The following is a 19,398-nucleotide window of genomic DNA, read 5'->3' as shown; positions in this document are numbered from 1 at the left end:
AAAAGTTTCAAATTTCTAAATCGCTGAAGCAATTAGACGCGGGGGAACCAATTTTTACGGATTACATAAGTAATCCTTGGGGTGAATCTCTTCATTTATGAAGGGTAGGGCTACTCAGGCCCGAATCCGACAGCTAACCTCGTAAGCGTTAAGAGCAGAAAAGTGGAGCTTGGCAGACGAATGAGCGTCTACAAGTCTTGTTTAGTGATGACTTGTAGGCTTTTTTTGTCTTCATTCTAAAAATGAAACAAGGCCCCAGTGAACGGCACAAAACCGATTATGCTAAAGTGTAATCGATTTAGAAATGAGAAACACATTCTATGAAACTAGAAGGTGTCGAATATGAAGTCCTCATTAAAGCGTTATATTATCGGTAAACCATTGAGATCTGAAGCGTTAGGGGAACAAAAGCTTAGTAAAACAAAAGCACTAGCCATACTATCGTCCGATGCGTTGTCATCGGTGGCGTATGGACCTGAGCAAATTTTAATTGTACTTATGGCGGTAAGTACTGTTGCCTTTTGGTACTCTCTACCGATTGCTGCTGGGGTAGTTGTGTTACTGACAGCACTTATTTTCTCGTATCGTCAGGTTATTTTCGCGTATCCACATGGTGGTGGAGCTTATGTAGTTTCTCGGGAAAATTTAGGTGTTAATGCTGGTTTAGTCGCTGGTGGGTCATTGCTTGTCGATTACATTTTAACAGTAGCGGTAAGTGTATCGGCTGGAACGGATGCCATTACTTCGGCTTTTCCAAGTTTGCATCCTTATAATGTGATAATCGCTGTGTTTTTTGTTATCTGTTTAACGCTCTTAAACCTACGTGGTGTCACAGAATCTGCATCCATTTTAGCGTATCCCGTTTATTTGTTTGTAGTAGTGATGCTGGTGTTAATCGGAGTAGGGATTTTTAACGTAATGACAGGGCAAGTTCCAGCAGAGTTGCATCCTAAGGTCGGTACACCCGTTGCGGGTATCAGTTTATTTATATTATTAAAGGCATTTGCATCTGGAAGTTCAGCTTTGACTGGTGTTGAAGCAATCTCAAATGCTATTCCTAATTTTAGAGACCCAGCGCCGAAAAATGCGTCTAAAACATTATTAGCTATGGGTGGTATTTTAGCAGTTTTATTTATTGGTATTGTGAGCTTAGCTTATTTTTATGGAGTTGCTCCCAATGCGAAAGAAACGGTTGTTTCGCAAATTGCTGAGGCAAGTGTAGGTCGTCATGTTTTTTATTATATAGTACAAGGAACAACAGCAATGATATTAGTACTTGCTGCGAATACGGGTTATTCAGCGTTTCCTTTATTAGCTGTCAATTTATCCAAGGACGGCTTTATCCCAAGAATATTCCAGATTCGTGGGGATCGACTTGGTTATTCAAATGGCATCATAATGCTTGGTTTAGCAGCCATTGTTTTAATCATTTTATTTGATGGCACAACAGAGCATTTGATTCCACTTTATGCAGTTGGTGTTTTTATTCCGTTTACTTTAGCGCAGGCTGGAATGATGCGAAAATGGTGGCGTGAAAAGCCAAAAGGTTGGGTGGCTAAATTTTTAATCAATACGATTGGAGCGGTCATTTCCTTCGTTGTAGCCATGATGTTTTTTGTGACAAAATTGCCTCAAGTATGGCCAGTGTTTATCTTTTTACCAATTATTATTTGGACGTTTCACCGGATTAAGCAGCATTACCAAACAGTTGGTGAACAACTAAGATTAGATCATGAGGTATTACCGAATGTAGAGGGGAATGTCTTCATTGTACCTGTCGCTGGTATTACGAAAGTAGTCGAAAATACATTGCATTACGTGCAGTCATTAAATGTTGATAAAGTTATTGCCTTTTATGTAGCCTTCGATCAAGCGGATGCAAAAGCGTTTGAAGAGAAGTGGAAAGCTTGGCAGCCAAATGTACGGCTTGTCACATACTATTCACCATATCGAAGTATTACACAGCCGTTAATGAAATTTATTGATAAAGTTGAACATCAATGTGCGAAAACAGGCCATCAAGTAACAGTGATCATACCACAGTTTTTACCAAAAAAAGGATGGCATCATATGTTACACAATCAGTCGAGTCTATTAATTCGCACGTCGCTGTTATTTCACAAAAATATCGTTATTATGACGGTGCCCTTCCATTTATCAAAATAATGACTAGCAAGCTCGAAAATTGTCTGATATAATCATTACGTTGATTGTAAAACACGAACGTTTGCAATTGAAAGTTAGTAAAATAATAGTAAATTCCGAAAAAACAGACTTTATTCAGTGTAAGATACAAGCACATACCGAATAAAGTGCCATTTTTGGAAATAATGCCAAGAGGCATAATTGAATAATATTTCACTCATATAATAGCGAGAATATGGCTCGCGAGTCTCTACCGATTTTCCGTAAAAAAATCGACTATGGGTAGCAATGCTTTAGAAGACTTTATATAAGATGTTTTCTATTCGTTTCGACGTTTTTACGCTGAATGCTTTGCTCCACTCGTAGATGACTGGAATCAAAGTATTCAGCGTTTTTTGTTATTTGGAATGAGTATTTCTTCTATAATAACGCCTTTGTGACAACGGCATCGTGTTACTGACGCTGCGTTAGCACGGTGCTTTCGGTTATTTGCTCATAAAAATTTATTACTATAAGAAAGAAGGATATAAAGGAAATGAAGTTATTACACGACAAAATTGTGCAAGAAGGTAAAGTTCTATCTTCATCTGTATTAAAAGTAGACTCGTTTTTAAACCACCAAATTGACCCAATGCTTATGAAAGAAATTGGTCATGAGTTTGCCACTCGATTCTCTGATCAAGTGATTACAAAAATATTAACGATCGAATCTTCAGGTATCGCACCATCTGTTATGCTAGGACTTGAAATCGGTGCTCCTGTAGTGTTTGCACGTAAACGTAAATCATTAACACTATCTGATAATCTTTATAATTCAAAAGTACATTCTTTCACAAAAAATGAAACAAATGATATTTCAGTATCACGTAGTTTCTTAAATGAAGATGATAACATTCTAATTGTTGACGATTTCTTAGCTAATGGCGAAGCTGTTAAAGGTTTACTTGATATCGCAGCACAAGCTGGTGCAAATGTTGTGGGCGTAGGCATTGTTATTGAAAAAGGCTTCCAAGACGGTGGGAAATTATTACGCCAGCAAGGGGTTCGCGTGGAATCATTAGCAATTGTAGATTCTCTTGAGGATGGCAAAGTAACATTTGCCCCGGAGGCTAATGCGTAATGAATACTGATCAATTATGCCTCGGCATAATTGCGTCCGGAATCGGCTTTGTGCTTGCACAAAGAACAACTCCTTTCCGATTCTGTGACATCCGCCGGGAGGCTTTAACTTCTTTCAGCATGTGTTTGGACACTCGCTGAAAAGTAGTTTAAATCTGCATTCATTACATCACCTATAGAGGAGGAAAACTTTTGCTGAAAGAAGTTAAATCGACGACGCTAGCTATTCAACATTTACTTGCGATGTATGCAGGTGCCATTTTAGTGCCACTTATTATCGGTGGGGCAATTGGCTTTGATTCAACACAAATGACGTATTTAGTAGCGATTGACATAATGATGTGTGGGGTCGCAACGCTTTTACAAGTGTATTCAGGTAAATTTATCGGTATTGGTTTGCCGGTAGTACTAGGATGTACATTTACAGCGGTTAGTCCGATTATTGCAATTGGTACTAATCCTGAACAAGGTATTACTGATATTTATGGATCTATTATTGCATCAGGTGTAATCATTATGATTATTGCAGGCTTTTTTGGTAAGTTAGTAAAGTTCTTCCCGCCAGTTGTTACAGGCTCGGTCGTGTCGATTATCGGTATATCTTTATTACCAGTAGCTTTAAATAATATGGCAGGTGGACAAGGTGCAGAAGACTTTGCATCGGGTTCGAATGTAACTTTAGCATTTATTACATTAGTCATTATTTTAGTCGTTTATCGTTTTTCTACGGGCTTCATTCGTGCAATTTCCATTTTAGTTGGATTAGTTGCGGGGACAATCCTAGGAGTATTTATGGATATGGTTGATTTTAGCCCAGTTTCAGATGCTGCCGTAGTACACATGGTTCAGCCATTTTACTTCGGGATGCCAACATTTAATGCATCTGCGATTATTACAATGACGCTTGTAGGAATGGTTTCTTTAGTAGAATCAACAGGGGTTTATTTTGCGCTAAGTGATATTTGTAAGAAAAAACTAGATTCAAAAGATTTAGCACGTGGGTATCGTTCGGAAGGTTTTGCTTCTGTGATCGGCGGCATTTTCAACGCTTTCCCATATACAACGTTTTCACAAAACGTGGGACTTACACGTATGTCAGGTGTTAAAGATCGTAAAGTTATTTACATCACAGGAGGTTTACTAGTAGCACTTGGCTTCCTACCAAAGATTGCAGCGTTAACAACGATCATTCCAACACCAGTACTTGGTGCGGCAATGCTTGCAATGTTCGGTATGGTAATTACGCAAGGTATGGGTATGCTAGTACCTGTTATGAATGAATCAGCGGAAAATGCCATGATTGCTGCAATTGCAGTCAGCCTTGGTGTCGGTGTATCGGTTGTTCCGGGGATTTTTGATGCACTACCAGAAAGTGTATCTCTTCTAACATCTAACGGTATCGTCTGTGGTTCTGTCACAGCGATTATTCTTAATATTTTATTCAACATGATCGGGCCAAAGCATAAGGAAGACCCGATGCATGGAGAAATTTAATACATTCATCTAAATACCTTATATATTTTGATGAAATAAATGTTGCCGCCTCCTTTTATCTATTGATTTAGATTTAAGGAGGTGGCATTTTTTTTATGCGGTAACAAGGCTGTTTCTACAGCAAGAATACTTCATGGAACAAGTCAACCCTGATGGAATTTCTTTTTAGCTGTAAAAACAGTGAATACAATATTTGTAACGAAGAAATATATAAAACTAAAAATGCTCAACAGTATAAGCGTGTCTGCCTCTAAATTAAAATCATCCTCTGTATTTAACTCATCACCTATGCCTATAGTAAACATGGTGATTAATACAATCGATGGTAAAACGATTAAAATACTTAAACATAACGCAATGATATTGACCACTAAAATCGAGATTTTCCACATTTTAATATTATTCAACGTTTTCTTTGATAAGAAAATAATATTTATTATATATAACAGTGTTACTAAGGTAAAAGGTAATATACATATTAATAAGTAGAATGACATTCCAAGAACCTCGCTCTTAAACTATTTTATTTGATTTTAATTAACTAATGTAGTGTAATTTTACACTATTTGTGTGGTTTGTCAATACACTATCTTTTATGACATACAATAAGAGAAGGGGATTGAAATGAATGCGGATTTATGTTGCCCAGCGGATGTCCAAACACCCACTGAAATAGAGGCAAGCAGTGTTTCTAAAGATAAAGTTTAGTGGAAGAAGGCAGTGTTATATTTAGAAAGGAGATGATATAAATGGATGCGTTTTTTATAGGAGGTAAACAAGGATTTATCCGGATAGAAATTATTGAGGTTTTTGGATTTCCGAATGAAACTAGTTATTTGGGTGGATACGAAGTAAAAGGGAAAATTGATATAAAAAGTGGTAACTATTTTGTGAAAGACGCAGAATTATGGTTTTCAACTGGTCAGATCTATACGTTTTTTATCCAACTACAAAAATGTTTTAAGGAATTGAATGGAAGTGTGACTTTTAAAGACTCAACTTCTAATATTGAGTTTGAAATGCATTTTAATCGATTGGGGCAAATTACTATAGAAGGGTATTACCAAGAGTTTCTTAGTGAAGAAAATAAACTAAATTTTGAATTTGAAAGTGAACAAAGCTATTTGTTATCTTCGTTTGAAGAATTAAGAAAGTTAGTTGCCCATTATGGCGGTTTAGAAGGTAAAAGGAGATAGTTGTGTATTATTGGATGTACGGGGGCGGAAATAAGTGGTAAAAATTGGTTGTTGAAATACATATGGATGTGGAATATTATGAACCATATGGAAAGGATGGTTATAAATGAATTTAAAAACTGCTAAAGAAGTTATTGAAGAACTACAAGTAACCATGGAGTCACATATGTCTTCAGAAGAAAAAATGAAATTGGAAGTTTGGTTAAAAGATTATTACATAGATGAACTAATAAAGAAGAAAGTACCGATGAATTCGGATTGCTAGTCATTTAAATGGGGCACTTCTTTCTCGGAGATGTCCTTTTGGTTCTGTCACTGCGATTATCCGCAACATTTTGTTCAACATGATTGGGCAAAGCATAAGGAAGACATTATGCATAGGAAAGCATAATGGTTTTCAATATAAAATAAAATGTCATCTACTTCTATAGTAGGTGGCATTTTTTATGAGGCTAGATGTTTAATTTTTAATTAGTAGGGAATCTATAAAATAGAAACATTTCACTAGAATGTAATTCGATATATCGACATACATTTAAGATATAAAACTACTTTTGAAAGGTCTCTTACAAATGCAAAGTATACTTTTGATTGTAATACTTCAATTAGTTTATGTGCCTTTTTTAACGTTACGTACAATATTTTTAGTGAAGAACATTACGTTCCTTGCTGCCATATTCGGTATGCTGGAAATGTTAGTGTATGTATTTGGCCTTTCTCTTGTCTTTAATGGAGACCAAAGTATTTTAGCGATGGTTGTTTATGCCGCTGGTTTTGGCTTAGGTATTTTTCTAGGCGCTAAAATTGAGCGAAAACTGGCGATTGGCTATGTCTATGCGACAATCAATACGCAAAATAAGAACGAAGAGCTCGTGAATTTTCTCCGTAATGAAGGATTTGCTGTGACGATTTATATTGGTGAAGGTAGAGATAGTAATCGCTATAAATATGAAATATTAACAAAGAGAAATCGTGAGACAGAATTGTTTCAAATTGTGGAGCATTATGAACCAAATGCTTTTATTATTTCTTACGAGCCAAAATCATTTAAAGGTGGATTTTTACTGAAACGAATGAAGGCAAAAAATAAATAGTCTTTTCCTAGCCCTCTGTGTATATGCAGAAGGGCTTTTTTGGTTCATCACCAAAAGTTGTGGATGACTTTGTTGAAGCGTCTATTATGTAAATAAGCTGATCTTCGTTACGGCTGGGCGACTCCTTGGGGACAGGAGCTCTGCTCCGTCTTTGTATTCACACAATTTATAGAGGAATTTAGCGACTGAGCTCGATAAAAAATATTAATACGATTACATTGACAGACGTGAACAATAACATGTTCAAATCGATTTTTTCATACTATAAAAACATGCAAGTCTCGAAGGGGTGTTGTATGTATTTTTTTACGAAAGGTTTAGTCATTCTTATAGGAAGTGTCGCGATATCATTAGGGATTAATCTATTCTTAACGCCCTATCAAATTTTAGATGGGGGTGTTGTAGGGGTAGCGCTTATTTTACATTATTTATATAACCTTAAAATAGGTTTAATGATCATCATTATTAGCATCCCGATTTTTATTATTTCTTGGTATAAATATAGAGCGTATTTTTACAATAGTATACATGGATTATTCGCATCTTCTCTTAGTATTGATTTGTTAAAATCTGTTCGGAATTTTATTCAAGTAGATGCCCTCTATAGCGCCATTTTTGGAGGGGTACTTATGGGTTTTGGTGTTGGTTTGATGCTTAGATTTCAGACAAGCACTGGTGGAACAGATTTGATTGCACAATTTTTAAGTGAAAAGACTGGAGTTAACGTCGGAATCCTTATTTTTATAATCGATTCCATAGTCATTGTCGTAGGGGGATTGCTTTTATCTACTAGTACATTATGGCTTTCCATTATTACAATTTTAGTAGTAGGGATTACTACAAGCATCATGACTAGTCGTGCCTAATAAAAAAAATAGCTTCAGTAGCACTGAAACTATTTTGAAATTCGTTATCGTGAGCTCTTCATCATTCGTTTTTTAGGATGAGCAGGCTTTACTTCTGCTATTAATATGGCGAGTAAAATCATGACAGCCCCTATAACCATACGGCTTGTTAATACCTCATGTAAGAATATAACGGATAGCACCATGCCGAAGAAGGATTCTGTAGATAGGATAATAGCTGCCTTTGTAGCAGACGTATATTGATTCGCCACATTTTGAAAAAGATAGGCAAGAGTCGTTGAAAAAATGGCTAAATAAATAATCGAATAAATGGCTTCTTTTTCAAGAGTAGTTGGGATATCGCCTTGACCGACAATGACCAAAACACCTAAAAATGATGCTGTGAGAAATTGAATAATTGTAAGGGTAATGGCATCCTCTTTTTGGACAAATAGGTTTGTACAAAAAATATCAAAGGCAAAGGCGACAGCGCAAGCTAAGGAAAGCGCATCTCCGATATTCATTGTTAGTGAGCCTTGTAGAGATAGAAAACCGATACCAACAATAGCTATTATCGAACCGATAATTTCATAGCCATCTATACGACGCTTGTAAACCGCAAACGCAATTAATGGAACAATAATGACATTGACAGCAGTTAAAAATGCATTTTTAGATGGTGTTGTATATTGGAGCCCTACTGTTTGAAGGGCGAAGGCAATATACAAAATGGTCCCTAACAAAATACCTTTCCAAATAACAGATTTAGAAGCTTTTTTTAATCTAGATCCAAATAGGACTGTCAGTATAATCGAGGCTAATAAAAATCTACCTGCCATGACTTGATAGGCTGTTAAATATTCCAATGCAATAGCCGTTATTACAAATCCGCTACCCCAAACGATTGCAGTGACTAATAGCATACCGTCAGCTATATATTGTTTCATCATTCTCCCTCCTAACTTCAATAGAATAGCATGAGATGGAAGAAAATAGTTTAATTTTAATTCTAAAAATTCAGGCGTTTTTTTGTACTTATTCCAAAGCTGTCATTCGTCATTTACTTTGCTATGTAATAAGTACAATTTAACGGCTGCAGCTATACGCTCATAAAAAACATAATCATTTTCTAAAGGTGCTACTAGCTGACGTATTTTAGACATGCGATAACGGATTGTGTTTGGATGGCAAAAATGAGCAACGGCTACTTCTTTAATATTTCCTTGTTTTACGACATAGGTGATGGCTGTTTTCATTAAATCGGGATCAATCTTTTCCTCAAGTATGGGTCCAAGATAGCTATTTACATAGTCCATAGCAAAAGTAGCATCCTTACGATGTAATTCAATTAATAACCAATCGGAAGCGAGGTCCTCATAATGACATATAGAAGCCGATTCAATTTCAGCCATAATACGCGCATAAAAGGCTTCACGAACAGCAATAGGGAGTTCTGATTGTGTTATGTGACAACGACTATAGCCAAAGGTCAATGAATTCGTCGAGATGGCGTACATCGTTAACCATTCATTGAGAAGTTTTTCAAATTGAAGGTGTTGTGATGAATGGGTCATTACAATAAAGAGACTTTTTTTATAGGTACAAATCATACCAAATTTCAATAGAGGCTCTAATTGAAAAAGAGATTGCATCCATTGGCTATTTGCAGGATCTTGCGATTGAATGTTAGCAACAAATACATACTTGTCGAAGGGCTTATTGATTTGCTGTAAAATAGACTTTATTTGTTCATCTGTTACGTCTTCCACCATTAGACGTCGCACAATCGTTTCTAAAAAGAATGAATAGTCCTTTGTTTTTGCATAGGCCATCGTTTCTAAAATAATCTTTTCAAAAAATTCATCTCCGCCAAATCGCAAAATGGGAAAATTTTGTTCGTCTGCATAGGCTAACACTTCTTCTGGTAAATCCTCATAGATGACAGGTTTATAAGCTAAAGCACTTGCACCCAGCTCAATAAGGCTTTTCACGGCATTCTGTAAATACTCTGGCTTGTGCTTTGCGAATAATAAACTGCTTAACACAACACTATTCGGTGTGAAAATCGCTTCTCTCACCGTTTGAATGTCGGGTGAAAATTCAAAGTCTAGAATTTCAACATTTTGAACGGGCTTATGTAAACCATTACGACCAGCAACGACTGTAAATTCTTTTGTAATAGGCAGTTGCAAAAAATTCTCTACGTTCATTACAATATCAAGCAACCTTTCGTGTGATTGAGTATCTATTACTTATTATAGAAGCACTTGTCAGTAAAATACTATTAGTATCGCTGAATAAACTACATCGTTTATTAAACGAATTGGGACAGGCGTGGGTAAGCTCGCAAAGATTTGAGCTTGCCCACAGTCTTTTTTTCATACCTTGATTTATTCGCGACCTAGATAGGCTACTTTTACTGTACATATACTATTGTAATTTCTGAGGCGTCATTTACTTCATTAAAAAAGTAATGCGTGTTTAGTTTTTAGGGAATAATCAAAAGAAATAATCCGAATTATTATAGGAAGTTATCAATCTGAATAAAACATACTTGAATTATAGGGATTATAGGTATATAATTCGATTTACATTATAATTAAACTTCTTAGGAGGCTGTCCATTGTCTACATTACAAATTATTCTTAACGTTGCCGTGTTACTCGTGTTCGTTGGAATTTTATTTTATATGAATAAAAAGCACGTTAAGTTTTCAAATCGTGTATTTACTGCGCTAGGCTTAGGTATTGTACTTGGTCTTGGATTGCATTTAATATATGGTATTGATTCTGATGTTTTAGCAAAAACAACAAGTTGGTACAATATTATTGGTACTGGCTACGTTAAATTGCTACAAATGGTTGCAATGCCATTAATTTTTATTTCCATCTTAATAGCCTTTACGAAAATGAAGGTTGGTAAAAACTTCGGGAAAATGGCAGCTCTTATTTTAGTCATTTTAATCGGTACAACTGCTGTTTCAGCTGCTGTCGGTATTTTTTCAGCAACAGTGTTTGATTTAGACGCTTCTCATATTATGCAAGGTGCTGCAGAGGCAGAGCGTGGGGCATATTTAGAGGAGAAAACTTCTGGATTAACTGCACCGGATTTACCAACGCAAATTATTGAGCTATTCCCAGCAAACCCATTCTTAGATCTAACAGGTGCTCGTTCTACATCAACAATCGCTGTCGTTATATTTTCAGCGTTTTTAGGTTTTGCTTACTTACGTGTAGCACGTAAAGATGAAGACACAGCAGCGACTATTAAAAAAGGCTTAGATGCAATCTATGCACTAGTAATGGGCGTTGTAACAATTGTCTTACGTTTAACACCATATGGTATTTTAGCGATTATGGCGCGTACAGTTGCAACATCTGATTTCGGAGCAATCTATAATTTAGGTAAGTTTGTTATTGCATCGTATGTAGCATTATTTATCGTATTATTAGTACACTTATTAATTCTTACTTTAAGTGGTTTAAATCCATTTACGTATTTAAAAAAATCTGCAGAAACATTATTATTTGCCTTCACTTCACGTTCTAGTGCAGGTGCCTTACCGATGAACATTAAAACACAAACAGGCCGTCTTGGCGTACCAGAAGGTATTGCGAACTTCTCAGGCTCATTTGGTTTATCTATTGGTCAAAATGGCTGTGCAGGTGTTTATCCTGCAATGCTAGCGATTATGATTGCACCGACAGTTGGGATTAATCCACTTGATCCGATGTTTATCATTACTGTAATTGCAGTAGTAGCAGTCAGCTCATTTGGTGTAGCTGGTGTCGGTGGTGGTGCGACATTCGCAGCCATTCTTGTATTATCAGCGCTTGATTTACCAATTGCACTTGCGGGTATATTAATTTCTGTTGAGCCATTAATCGACATGGGCCGTACAGCTCTTAATGTAAGTGGTTCAATGACTGCAGGTGTCACAACTGCACGTATTACAAAAGAATTGGACACTGAAATGTACAATGATAAAGAACTAGGTGCTCAAGTGTCGGATTTATAAAAAGCCCATTTCATTACAGAAAAAATTGCTGAATGAAGGATAAAGAGCTACTCTCAATTGAGAGTAGCCCTTTTTTGTATCCGAAAAAAAGTGGGGTGTTATATAAGTAACAGCCCTCTTTCATGATAGGAAATCCATTCATCTCTTTATATGATTTTTACATAAAAATCTTTGCCGTTAATAAGCTCGGTCAGTTCAATGTTGTGATTTGTTTTATAGTAAGTAAAAATATTACGTGCTAACCCAGAGTGTCCATTTAAATATGTTCCCTTTTTAATCTCTTTGCATGGATTATGGAAATCAAAATACAAGCGAGAATTGGGACACATTGCATCCAAAATTGCTTTAAATTCTTGTGCTTCAATATGAATCCCACGTGTATATTTGCATTCTCTGCGGTACGTATCATGAGAAACGTTCACCGGCGACGACTCAAGAACCATTTCGATTTTTTTACTCAAATGTTAGCAGCTCCTTTTTAGAAATTAGCACTGAAGGGTAGAAAAGAAGACGTTTATTTAAAAAGCATTGACCTAATGCTTGATAGGGTCATTACAATAGCATGTGATTGATTTCCGTTCCGACCGGGCGCTTTCCTGGGGGCGTCCGATGAGCCGCTTCACTCGCGCTGCTCGCTCCAGGGTCTCGGGCCAACACGATGTTGGTCACGAAGGCGTTATCACAGGATGTGATGGTTTTAGCCTTCGTTCCACTATATCGCTGATCCCCAAGGAGTCGCCTAGTCTCCACTTCAATCATAAAAATGGTATTCCTTTTAGCGAATTTCATCTCTAACTTAGGTGACATGTTTTATGATTATTATAGTTAAACTTATTTATTTTAGTATATAATTATCAGAAAATTATATCAATGTTTTACTTACCAATCTTGTTGCTGTATTTCTTCTGCTACTACTTGTAAATCATAAGCAGTAATCATTAAAAGTGAATAATCGTGTGTCTCCATATATTTTTCTGCTAGACGTTTCATATACTTCGGGGAGCCTTCGTTTTCTTCGTCATAAATTAGTAGCAGACCATCTGTATTTTGGATAATGAATTTATCTTTTTCGATAAATTGCCATGGCGCCTCGTATGGCTTTTTTGTAACGCTCGTCACGAAGTCTGCTTGCGCTACTAATGCTTGATATTTTTCTTTTTTATGGTCCTGCCAATTTTTCTCCTGCTCTAAAAAAGGAGTGATAATAGAATATTTCAAATGAGGAAATTCCTTTTTTAATGTAAGAACAACCTCAGCAGCCCATGTTTCGACACCTTGTTGACCACTAATAATGATCCATTCTAAACCTTCGTCTATCAATAGACGAAGACGGTTTTCGAGTGCTTTTTTTATGATGGCAATGCCAGGGTGCTTGTCATTAAAGATGCCTAATTCATGTGGTCTATAGCCAGTAATAATAATTCGCTCTAGCAAAAAAACGCCCCCTAAGCTGTATAGTATGTGTAATCATAGTATACAGTAGGAGGCATTTGAAAACGAATTTCTATATGTTGTTGTAAAGTTGATAGTTATTTAATCTATTAACAGCTCGGAAGGACCGATTGATCAAAACGTATGAAGGGGAAAGAAAACAGCACTACTTATTGCCGTACTATATTAAAACGCAAACAGTGTTAAAACTACAGCAACTGCAGTACAGATTCCTAAAAACCACCATGTATCAGTAAAGTCCTCTTTATAGTCGCTATTCATGTAAAGTACTTCCTTTCTGTTTTGTCTTTATCTGTCCGTTCCAAGACCAATTCGTCCATATACGCAGTATGGTTTCGAATGGTCCACGTTTAAATTTTTTGAAATAGGCAAGGCTGAAAACACATTGCAAGCTATACACGACGATTCCAAATAAAATACCGCCAAAAACGCCTAACTTGCCGTATAAGCCTAGACCATATCCATAAAATACTGTTGTACAAATAATGGTTTGCATTAGATAATTGGTTAAAGATAATTTACCGACACTTTCAAAAGCGGGAGCGAGACGTTGTACAGTGCGAGTTTTATATAGTAAAGCTGCAAGGCAGACATAGCCAACTGCTAATATTTCAGATCCACCTGTCATCAACATGCCAGAAAAATTGCTTTCTATAAAACTTAAACTTTTACAAGCTAGCCCTATTGGAACAAGCAGAGCGCCAAGCTTATACCATTTCTTTTCGTCGTCCATATTCACAAAAGCTTGCTTTTTAGCGAGCCCCATGCCGAAAAGGGTTAATGCAGCGGTATATATTGGAGCAAGAAAAATTAATAAGAATACGACAAACCCTGCATCATCTATACCTGGTGGTAGAACATTTGCGCGGAAATCATAAATGTCTAAGTAACTTCCATTAGCGTATACATTGTCGGCTTTCTCTATATAAGTCGCCAATTCTTTCTGTTCTTTTTTGGTTTCTTCTACGGAACTAAATGATAAAGCTGTAATAAGTAATAAGAAGATGCCGGCCCAAATAAATAAAGTTTTTGGTTTTCGATTAATAAATGGGATTAAAAACAATATCATTAAGCCGTAGGAAAATAAAATATCGCCTTCCCATAAAAATGAATGGAGCCAACCTAAGGCTATTAACCCCGTTGCGCGGCGTAAAATGGACCATCGACTCTTATCTTTTTTTCTACGAATAGACTCTATAAGTTTAATGAGAGAGAAGCCAAATAAAATGGTGAAGATCGGCATAAATGAACCTTCTATAAAGATTTTCACAAAATACAGGGCTCCATTATCGAGGGCGGAAAGATCTTTTAATTCATCTTTGCCATACATGCCAAATTGGAAAATTAACAAATTTGCCATTAAGATGCCGAATAAGCTAAACCCACGCATTGTATCTATGAAGGTAACACGTTTAGTTGTCATTGCGTTTTATCTCCTTAATTGGTTATCTTATACATAGTGTAGTTGGTAAAGCTTATGGGGAAATGATGGCTACCTTAAAGTATTCTTAAAAGAGGGTGATAGCATGCAAGATGTGTCAATTTTAGTATTAGAGGACGAACGAGCAATTGCAGAAATGATTGAAATTATATTAAGAAAAGAAGGTTTTTTAAACATTACACTCTGCGACACTGTTCAAGAAGCGAAAAAGAAAATGGAAACGCAAGTGTTTGATTTTTATCTATTAGATATTATGCTTCCAGATGGTAGTGGACTGGATATGGCGAATATGATTCGTGAACAAAGTGAAGCACCTATATTCTTTTTAACTGCAAAAGGTAGTGATGCAGATAAGCTTCGTGGTTTTATGAATGGCGCAGACGATTATATTACGAAGCCATTTAACCCGCTAGAGCTTGTTGCGAGGGTTAAGGTGCAACTGACAAGATATATAAAGAAAAAAGATGTGCCAGAAAGTCATATATTTTCATGTAGTCGGTTTACATTCGATATCGATGCAGCAGAGGTAACTGTAAATGGCACAAAGGAAATTATTAGCGGTAGGTTATTTCATCTATTGAAATACTTATGCGAAAATGCGGGGCAAGTATTATCGAAGGAGCAAATTTACGAGCGTGTATGGGGTGACTGTTTGTTTGATGATAATACCGTGATGGTACATATTCGAAAACTCCGTGAAAAAATAGAGAAGAAACCTGGTAAACCAACCTGCATTATTACTGTGAGGGGGATTGGTTATAAGCTTGTTGGAGATGTTCATTCATGAAGCCTGCTAGAAGATTAACCCTTCGTTTTGTATCTTATTTCATCATTTTTTATTTACTAATCATTACAGGCTTTATTATAAGTTTGGTGTTTTTCGCAATCTTTATCAATCGTCATGTCGGTGACGATATTCATATAATGTCTGCCTCTGAAATTAAAGATGATGCTGTCGTAGAAAAAGGAGATTCCATTAAGATTGCTGATTATTTAGTGAAGCGAGCTGAGGAGAACTTAGGGCAATTATATTTGTTCAATCGATCGATGGACATTGTTGATTACACGGGAGAAACTTGTGAACTGTGTGGAATGCCAGATAACGAAATAATGGCACTTAAGCGGCCGGGAATGCACACGTGGGAGATTCCAAAATACCATTTATTATTCCTCCCGGCTTTACCTGTCCAACCGTTTTTTGAGGAAGTGGTTCAGGAGTGGAAGGATAAAGGAGAGATTCCTTCTGAACTGCTCCAGCGTTTACAGGATAAGAAGGTATCGGTTGAAATCTATGATGAGCAGTGGGATCGTGTAGAAGTCATTGGTGAGCGCTATAAAAAACTTCATAAACCTCAATTGCTCGAAGAAAACTACGATATTTTTGAGTACAAAGAGCTTACGCGGAATGCTTTTTTAGAGGATGGATCGACACTAGTTGTACGTATGCCCAACCCAGCGTATAAGCCGTTTGATGAGCCTTTTAATAAGGCGATGCTTTTATTTATCTCCATCTTCTTTGGCGGACATATTATATTGTTAATAGGAATTATTTTTTTATCGGTTAGCATTTCCCGTCAATTTGTTCGTCCGCTTGTTTATGTAATATCTCGAATCGAGCTATTAGCACAATTCGACTACAGTAAAGTAATCGATAAAAGTATTCATCATCTGAAGACAGGGAAGTTAAAAAGGAAATTTAAATTATTTGAGCCAGTTGATGAATCGATTAATAATTTATCAAAGCGCCTCTCCTCTAATGAAAGACAGATTAAACATGCGGAGCAATTACGTGAGGAATGGATAACAGGCTTATCGCATGATTTAAAGACACCGTTAAGCTCTATTTATGGTTATTCAACAATGCTTGCCTCTGAGGACTATGAGTGGACGAAGGAAGAAATGCGCGTTTTTGCAACTACGATGCAGGAGAAGGCAACGTACATGGATGCCCTTATACGAGACTTAACATATACGTACCAATTAAAAAATAGAGCGATCCAGCTTGAAAAAGTGTTGATACCACTCGCTGTCTGGTTACCTCAATTTGCAGATGAGCAAGTGTCTGTAAAGGTTTATGGTGATGTCGTGCTTGAAGCGGACGAGCTTTTATTAAAGCGTATTTTGGATAATCTTATAACCAATGCTAAAAAGTATACGCCTGACGGTACAAAGGTGAACGTAGAAGCGCAAAATATAGGCAAAGAAATTATGCTGACAATTGCCGACCAAGGTCCAGGAATTCCTCAAGAGGAGCTTGATAACCTCTTTGAGCGATATTATCGAGGCACGAATACTACAGACGATATAACGGGTACGGGTCTCGGATTGGCTATTACGAAGCAGTTAATTGATTTACATGGAGGTACCATTAGTGTTCAATCAGGAGCGGAAGGTACAGTTTTTATATTGAAGTTTACATGTAAGTAGTCGTTTTTGGCCTCAAAAGTTGGGGCGGTTGTGAAAATGAATGCCAGTATATAAGTTGGTTGGAGTGGAGGCTGAGACCCTGCAGCGAAAGCAAAGCGTCAGCTACAAAGCGCCCAGTCGGAACGGAAATCAACTCCACGTTAATGGAGATGGCTAGTTTTTGATTGAAGAAGTAAAGTAAAACACTGTTATTTAGGGCAGTACAAGTGATGAAACATTCACCTTGTACTGCCCTTTTTTGTGATATTGAACATTGGAGTGTAATTTTTTAGGGGATTACCCCTATATGAACGGCCCTCTCTTAAAACTATTATTAAGGTGTAAAAGTTGTATATGAAAGACAGCATAATAAGGAGGATACACATATGAAGACTTCTTTTAAAGTAGTCATCGTTGGAGGAGGAACTGCTGGTATTTCAGTAGCGGCACGCTTACTTCGTCAATCTTATTCACTTCAAGGGGAGATTGCCATCATAGATCCTGCGGAAAAACATTATTATCAACCACTTTGGACATTGGTGGGAGGTGGTGCAGCAAATAAGTGGGACTCTGAACGTGAGATGCTTTCTGTTATCCCTGAAGGAGCTGTTTGGTTAAAAGAGGCTGTTAGTAGTTTTGACCCCAGTCAAAACCAGGTAATAACACTAGGCGGTACAACATACACGTATGATTTTTTAGTAGTTGCTGGTGGGATAGAAATTAACTGGGGTGCTATTAAAGGGCTGAAAGAGGCATTGGGGACTAAAAGTGTATGTAGTAATTATTCTTTTAAGCATGTGGATTATACGTGGGAAACGATCCGTAATTTTAAAGAAGGGACAGCATTATTTACACATCCAAACTCTCCAGTAAAATGTGGCGGTGCTCCACAAAAAATTATGCATTTAGCAGAAGACCATTTTAATAGAGTCAATGTTCGTGACAATATTAACGTTATTTTTGGTTCGGCCAATCCAGCGATTTTCGATGTTTTGAAATATCGTGAAGCACTTGAAAAGGTAATAGAGCGGAAAAATATTGATGCTCGATTCCGTCGAAATTTAATTGAAATTAAGGCTGGAGAAAAAATAGCAATTTTTGAAAATTTAGATACAGGCACATTAGAAGAAATTAAATACGACATGATTCACGTGACACCTTATATGTGTTCACCCGAATTTATACGGACGAGTGCATTAGCAGACGAATGTGGTTGGGTAGATGTCGACAAGTTTACTTTGCAACATAAAAAGTTTAGCAATGTGTTTGGAATAGGTGATAATGCTAATCTACCAACATCCAAAACGGGTGCAGCTATACGCAAGCAAGCTCCTGTCGTTGCACATAATCTTATTGCTTTAATGAGACAACAGCCAATGACGCAAACGTATGATGGCTACTCTTCTTGCCCAATTGTAACAGGCTACAACAAACTGATATTGGCAGAGTTTGATTACAATAAAGAACCTGTTGAATCTATGCCCTTCAACCAGGCGGTGGAAAGATCCAGTATGTATTTTATGAAAAAGGATCTACTGCCTGTTATGTACTGGGATGGGATGTTGAAAGGCACTATGTAATTACGAATGAAGGGAGGCGACAAGTATGGCTAATGCTACGGTAAGTATGAGCAAGGAATTATATCAAATAATCGAAACGCTTGAGAAGCCAGAAGTTCGAGACTCTTTACAGCGCTTGTTGGAAAAATTACCGAATGTAGAGCAAACGATAGAATCAGCAGAAAATGTTGTGGGTTTTGGAAAAGCAGTACTAACTGATGATAAAACGATAGATCGATACGAGCAATTTGTCTCTACTTATAATGTAGGCTCAGAAACGATAACAGCTATTGTTCAGCTGATGGAGAAGTTGCCAAAGCTTGTTCAAATCATTCATCAGTTAGAAAACATCATTGATTTTGGTACAGCGGTACTTCAGGATAAACAAACGACAGAATATACAATGAATAACTTAAAGAGCTATACCGATGCATACATCGAAAAAGGTAAGACGGGTATGGAGTTCTTCAGAATGGTACAGCAAAGAGCGGAAGAGAAGCCTCAACATATCAATGTTTTTTCAATTATTAAATGGACGAAAGATCCTTCTGTTCAAAAAACACTTAATTATGTTCAATCTGCACTAGATATTTTAAAAGAAAAAAACTGAGTAAAGGGGAGTTTTATAC

At 36.8% G+C, this 19,398-nt stretch carries 18 protein-coding genes and 2 riboswitches; of the genes, 12 read left to right on the top strand and 6 right to left on the bottom strand.

Annotation, left to right across the window (positions count from 1 at the left end; genetic code table 11):
* Positions 1-11 precede the first annotated feature (11 nt).
* Positions 12-162, top strand: a riboswitch (cyclic di-AMP (ydaO/yuaA leader).
* A 180-nt stretch (positions 163-342) separates the two neighbouring features.
* The 3 genes from ABE34_RS03140 (at position 343) to ABE34_RS03130 (ending at position 4,758) form a co-directional block, all read left to right on the top strand.
* Positions 343-2,166, top strand: coding sequence for an APC family permease (locus ABE34_RS03140; protein WP_197140417.1), 1,824 nt, complete (start codon positions 343-345; stop codon positions 2,164-2,166).
* Positions 2,167-2,342: 176 nt separating this feature from the next.
* A riboswitch (purine riboswitch) is annotated at positions 2,343-2,444 on the top strand.
* A gap of 236 nt (positions 2,445-2,680) precedes the next feature.
* On the top strand, positions 2,681-3,265 hold the full coding sequence (locus tag ABE34_RS03135; protein WP_079562994.1) for a xanthine phosphoribosyltransferase: 585 nt from the start codon (positions 2,681-2,683) through the stop codon (positions 3,263-3,265).
* 194 nt (positions 3,266-3,459) lie between these two features.
* Complete coding sequence (locus ABE34_RS03130; protein WP_197140440.1) at positions 3,460-4,758, top strand: nucleobase:cation symporter-2 family protein; 1,299 nt, start codon at positions 3,460-3,462, stop codon at positions 4,756-4,758.
* 143 nt (positions 4,759-4,901) lie between these two features.
* On the opposite strand, the gene ABE34_RS03125 is transcribed toward ABE34_RS03130, so the two are convergent.
* The gene (locus ABE34_RS03125; protein ID WP_197229961.1) at positions 4,902-5,255 is read right to left on the bottom strand and encodes a hypothetical protein; all 354 of its coding nucleotides are present in this window, start codon (positions 5,253-5,255) and stop codon (positions 4,902-4,904) included.
* A 252-nt stretch (positions 5,256-5,507) separates the two neighbouring features.
* Between ABE34_RS03125 and ABE34_RS03120 the strand changes: the two genes are divergently transcribed.
* The 4 genes from ABE34_RS03120 to ABE34_RS03105 all read left to right on the top strand — a co-directional run bounded on the left by ABE34_RS03120 (position 5,508) and on the right by ABE34_RS03105 (position 7,914).
* A complete protein-coding gene (locus tag ABE34_RS03120) occupies positions 5,508-5,954 on the top strand; it encodes a WapI family immunity protein (protein ID WP_197140413.1) in 447 nt (148 codons plus the stop codon).
* Positions 5,955-6,060: 106 nt separating this feature from the next.
* Positions 6,061-6,219 carry a hypothetical protein gene (locus ABE34_RS03115; RefSeq protein WP_197140411.1) on the top strand — a complete coding sequence of 53 codons (159 nt, stop codon included), beginning with the start codon at positions 6,061-6,063 and terminating at the stop codon, positions 6,217-6,219.
* A 307-nt stretch (positions 6,220-6,526) separates the two neighbouring features.
* The gene (locus ABE34_RS03110; RefSeq protein WP_197140409.1) at positions 6,527-7,048 is read left to right on the top strand and encodes a DUF2179 domain-containing protein; all 522 of its coding nucleotides are present in this window, start codon (positions 6,527-6,529) and stop codon (positions 7,046-7,048) included.
* A 296-nt stretch (positions 7,049-7,344) separates the two neighbouring features.
* Positions 7,345-7,914: a YitT family protein gene (locus tag ABE34_RS03105; protein WP_197140407.1), complete on the top strand. Its 570-nt coding sequence runs from the start codon at positions 7,345-7,347 to the stop codon at positions 7,912-7,914.
* A gap of 44 nt (positions 7,915-7,958) precedes the next feature.
* On the opposite strand, the gene ABE34_RS03100 is transcribed toward ABE34_RS03105, so the two are convergent.
* Positions 7,959-8,840 (bottom strand): DMT family transporter, encoded by an 882-nt coding sequence (locus ABE34_RS03100; RefSeq protein ID WP_197140438.1) that lies wholly within the window; start codon positions 8,838-8,840, stop codon positions 7,959-7,961.
* A gap of 102 nt (positions 8,841-8,942) precedes the next feature.
* Positions 8,943-10,103: a PucR family transcriptional regulator gene (locus ABE34_RS03095; RefSeq protein ID WP_197140405.1), complete on the bottom strand. Its 1,161-nt coding sequence runs from the start codon at positions 10,101-10,103 to the stop codon at positions 8,943-8,945.
* 479 nt (positions 10,104-10,582) lie between these two features.
* On the opposite strand from ABE34_RS03095, the gene ABE34_RS03090 reads away from it, so the two are divergent.
* Positions 10,583-11,911, top strand: a complete 1,329-nt coding sequence (locus tag ABE34_RS03090; protein WP_276207771.1) for an L-cystine transporter — start codon at positions 10,583-10,585, stop codon at positions 11,909-11,911.
* Between the two features lie 146 nt (positions 11,912-12,057).
* On the opposite strand, the gene ABE34_RS03085 is transcribed toward ABE34_RS03090, so the two are convergent.
* The 3 genes from ABE34_RS03085 to ABE34_RS03075 form a co-directional block, all read right to left on the bottom strand.
* Positions 12,058-12,372, bottom strand: a complete 315-nt coding sequence (locus ABE34_RS03085; protein WP_197140402.1) for a hypothetical protein — start codon at positions 12,370-12,372, stop codon at positions 12,058-12,060.
* Positions 12,373-12,790: 418 nt separating this feature from the next.
* Positions 12,791-13,345 carry an SLOG family protein gene (locus ABE34_RS03080; protein ID WP_197140401.1) on the bottom strand — a complete coding sequence of 185 codons (555 nt, stop codon included), beginning with the start codon at positions 13,343-13,345 and terminating at the stop codon, positions 12,791-12,793.
* Between the two features lie 271 nt (positions 13,346-13,616).
* Positions 13,617-14,786: a DUF418 domain-containing protein gene (locus ABE34_RS03075; RefSeq protein ID WP_197140400.1), complete on the bottom strand. Its 1,170-nt coding sequence runs from the start codon at positions 14,784-14,786 to the stop codon at positions 13,617-13,619.
* Positions 14,787-14,889: 103 nt separating this feature from the next.
* On the opposite strand from ABE34_RS03075, the gene ABE34_RS03070 reads away from it, so the two are divergent.
* From ABE34_RS03070 to ABE34_RS03055, 4 genes are all read left to right on the top strand, one after another.
* Positions 14,890-15,591: a response regulator transcription factor gene (locus ABE34_RS03070; RefSeq protein ID WP_197140399.1), complete on the top strand. Its 702-nt coding sequence runs from the start codon at positions 14,890-14,892 to the stop codon at positions 15,589-15,591.
* Positions 15,588-17,231 carry a sensor histidine kinase gene (locus ABE34_RS03065; protein WP_197140398.1) on the top strand — a complete coding sequence of 548 codons (1,644 nt, stop codon included), beginning with the start codon at positions 15,588-15,590 and terminating at the stop codon, positions 17,229-17,231. Before ABE34_RS03070 ends, ABE34_RS03065 begins: the two co-directional genes overlap by 4 nt.
* A 365-nt stretch (positions 17,232-17,596) precedes the next feature.
* Positions 17,597-18,790, top strand: coding sequence for an FAD/NAD(P)-binding oxidoreductase (locus ABE34_RS03060; RefSeq protein ID WP_197140397.1), 1,194 nt, complete (start codon positions 17,597-17,599; stop codon positions 18,788-18,790).
* 25 nt (positions 18,791-18,815) lie between these two features.
* Positions 18,816-19,379 carry a hypothetical protein gene (locus tag ABE34_RS03055; RefSeq protein ID WP_197140396.1) on the top strand — a complete coding sequence of 188 codons (564 nt, stop codon included), beginning with the start codon at positions 18,816-18,818 and terminating at the stop codon, positions 19,377-19,379.
* Positions 19,380-19,398 lie beyond the last annotated feature (19 nt).

It is taken from the genome of Lysinibacillus sphaericus, assembly GCF_015844675.1.
GTDB lineage: Bacteria > Bacillota > Bacilli > Bacillales_A > Planococcaceae > Lysinibacillus > Lysinibacillus sphaericus_E.
This window is presented reverse-complemented; position numbering and strand designations above follow the sequence as displayed.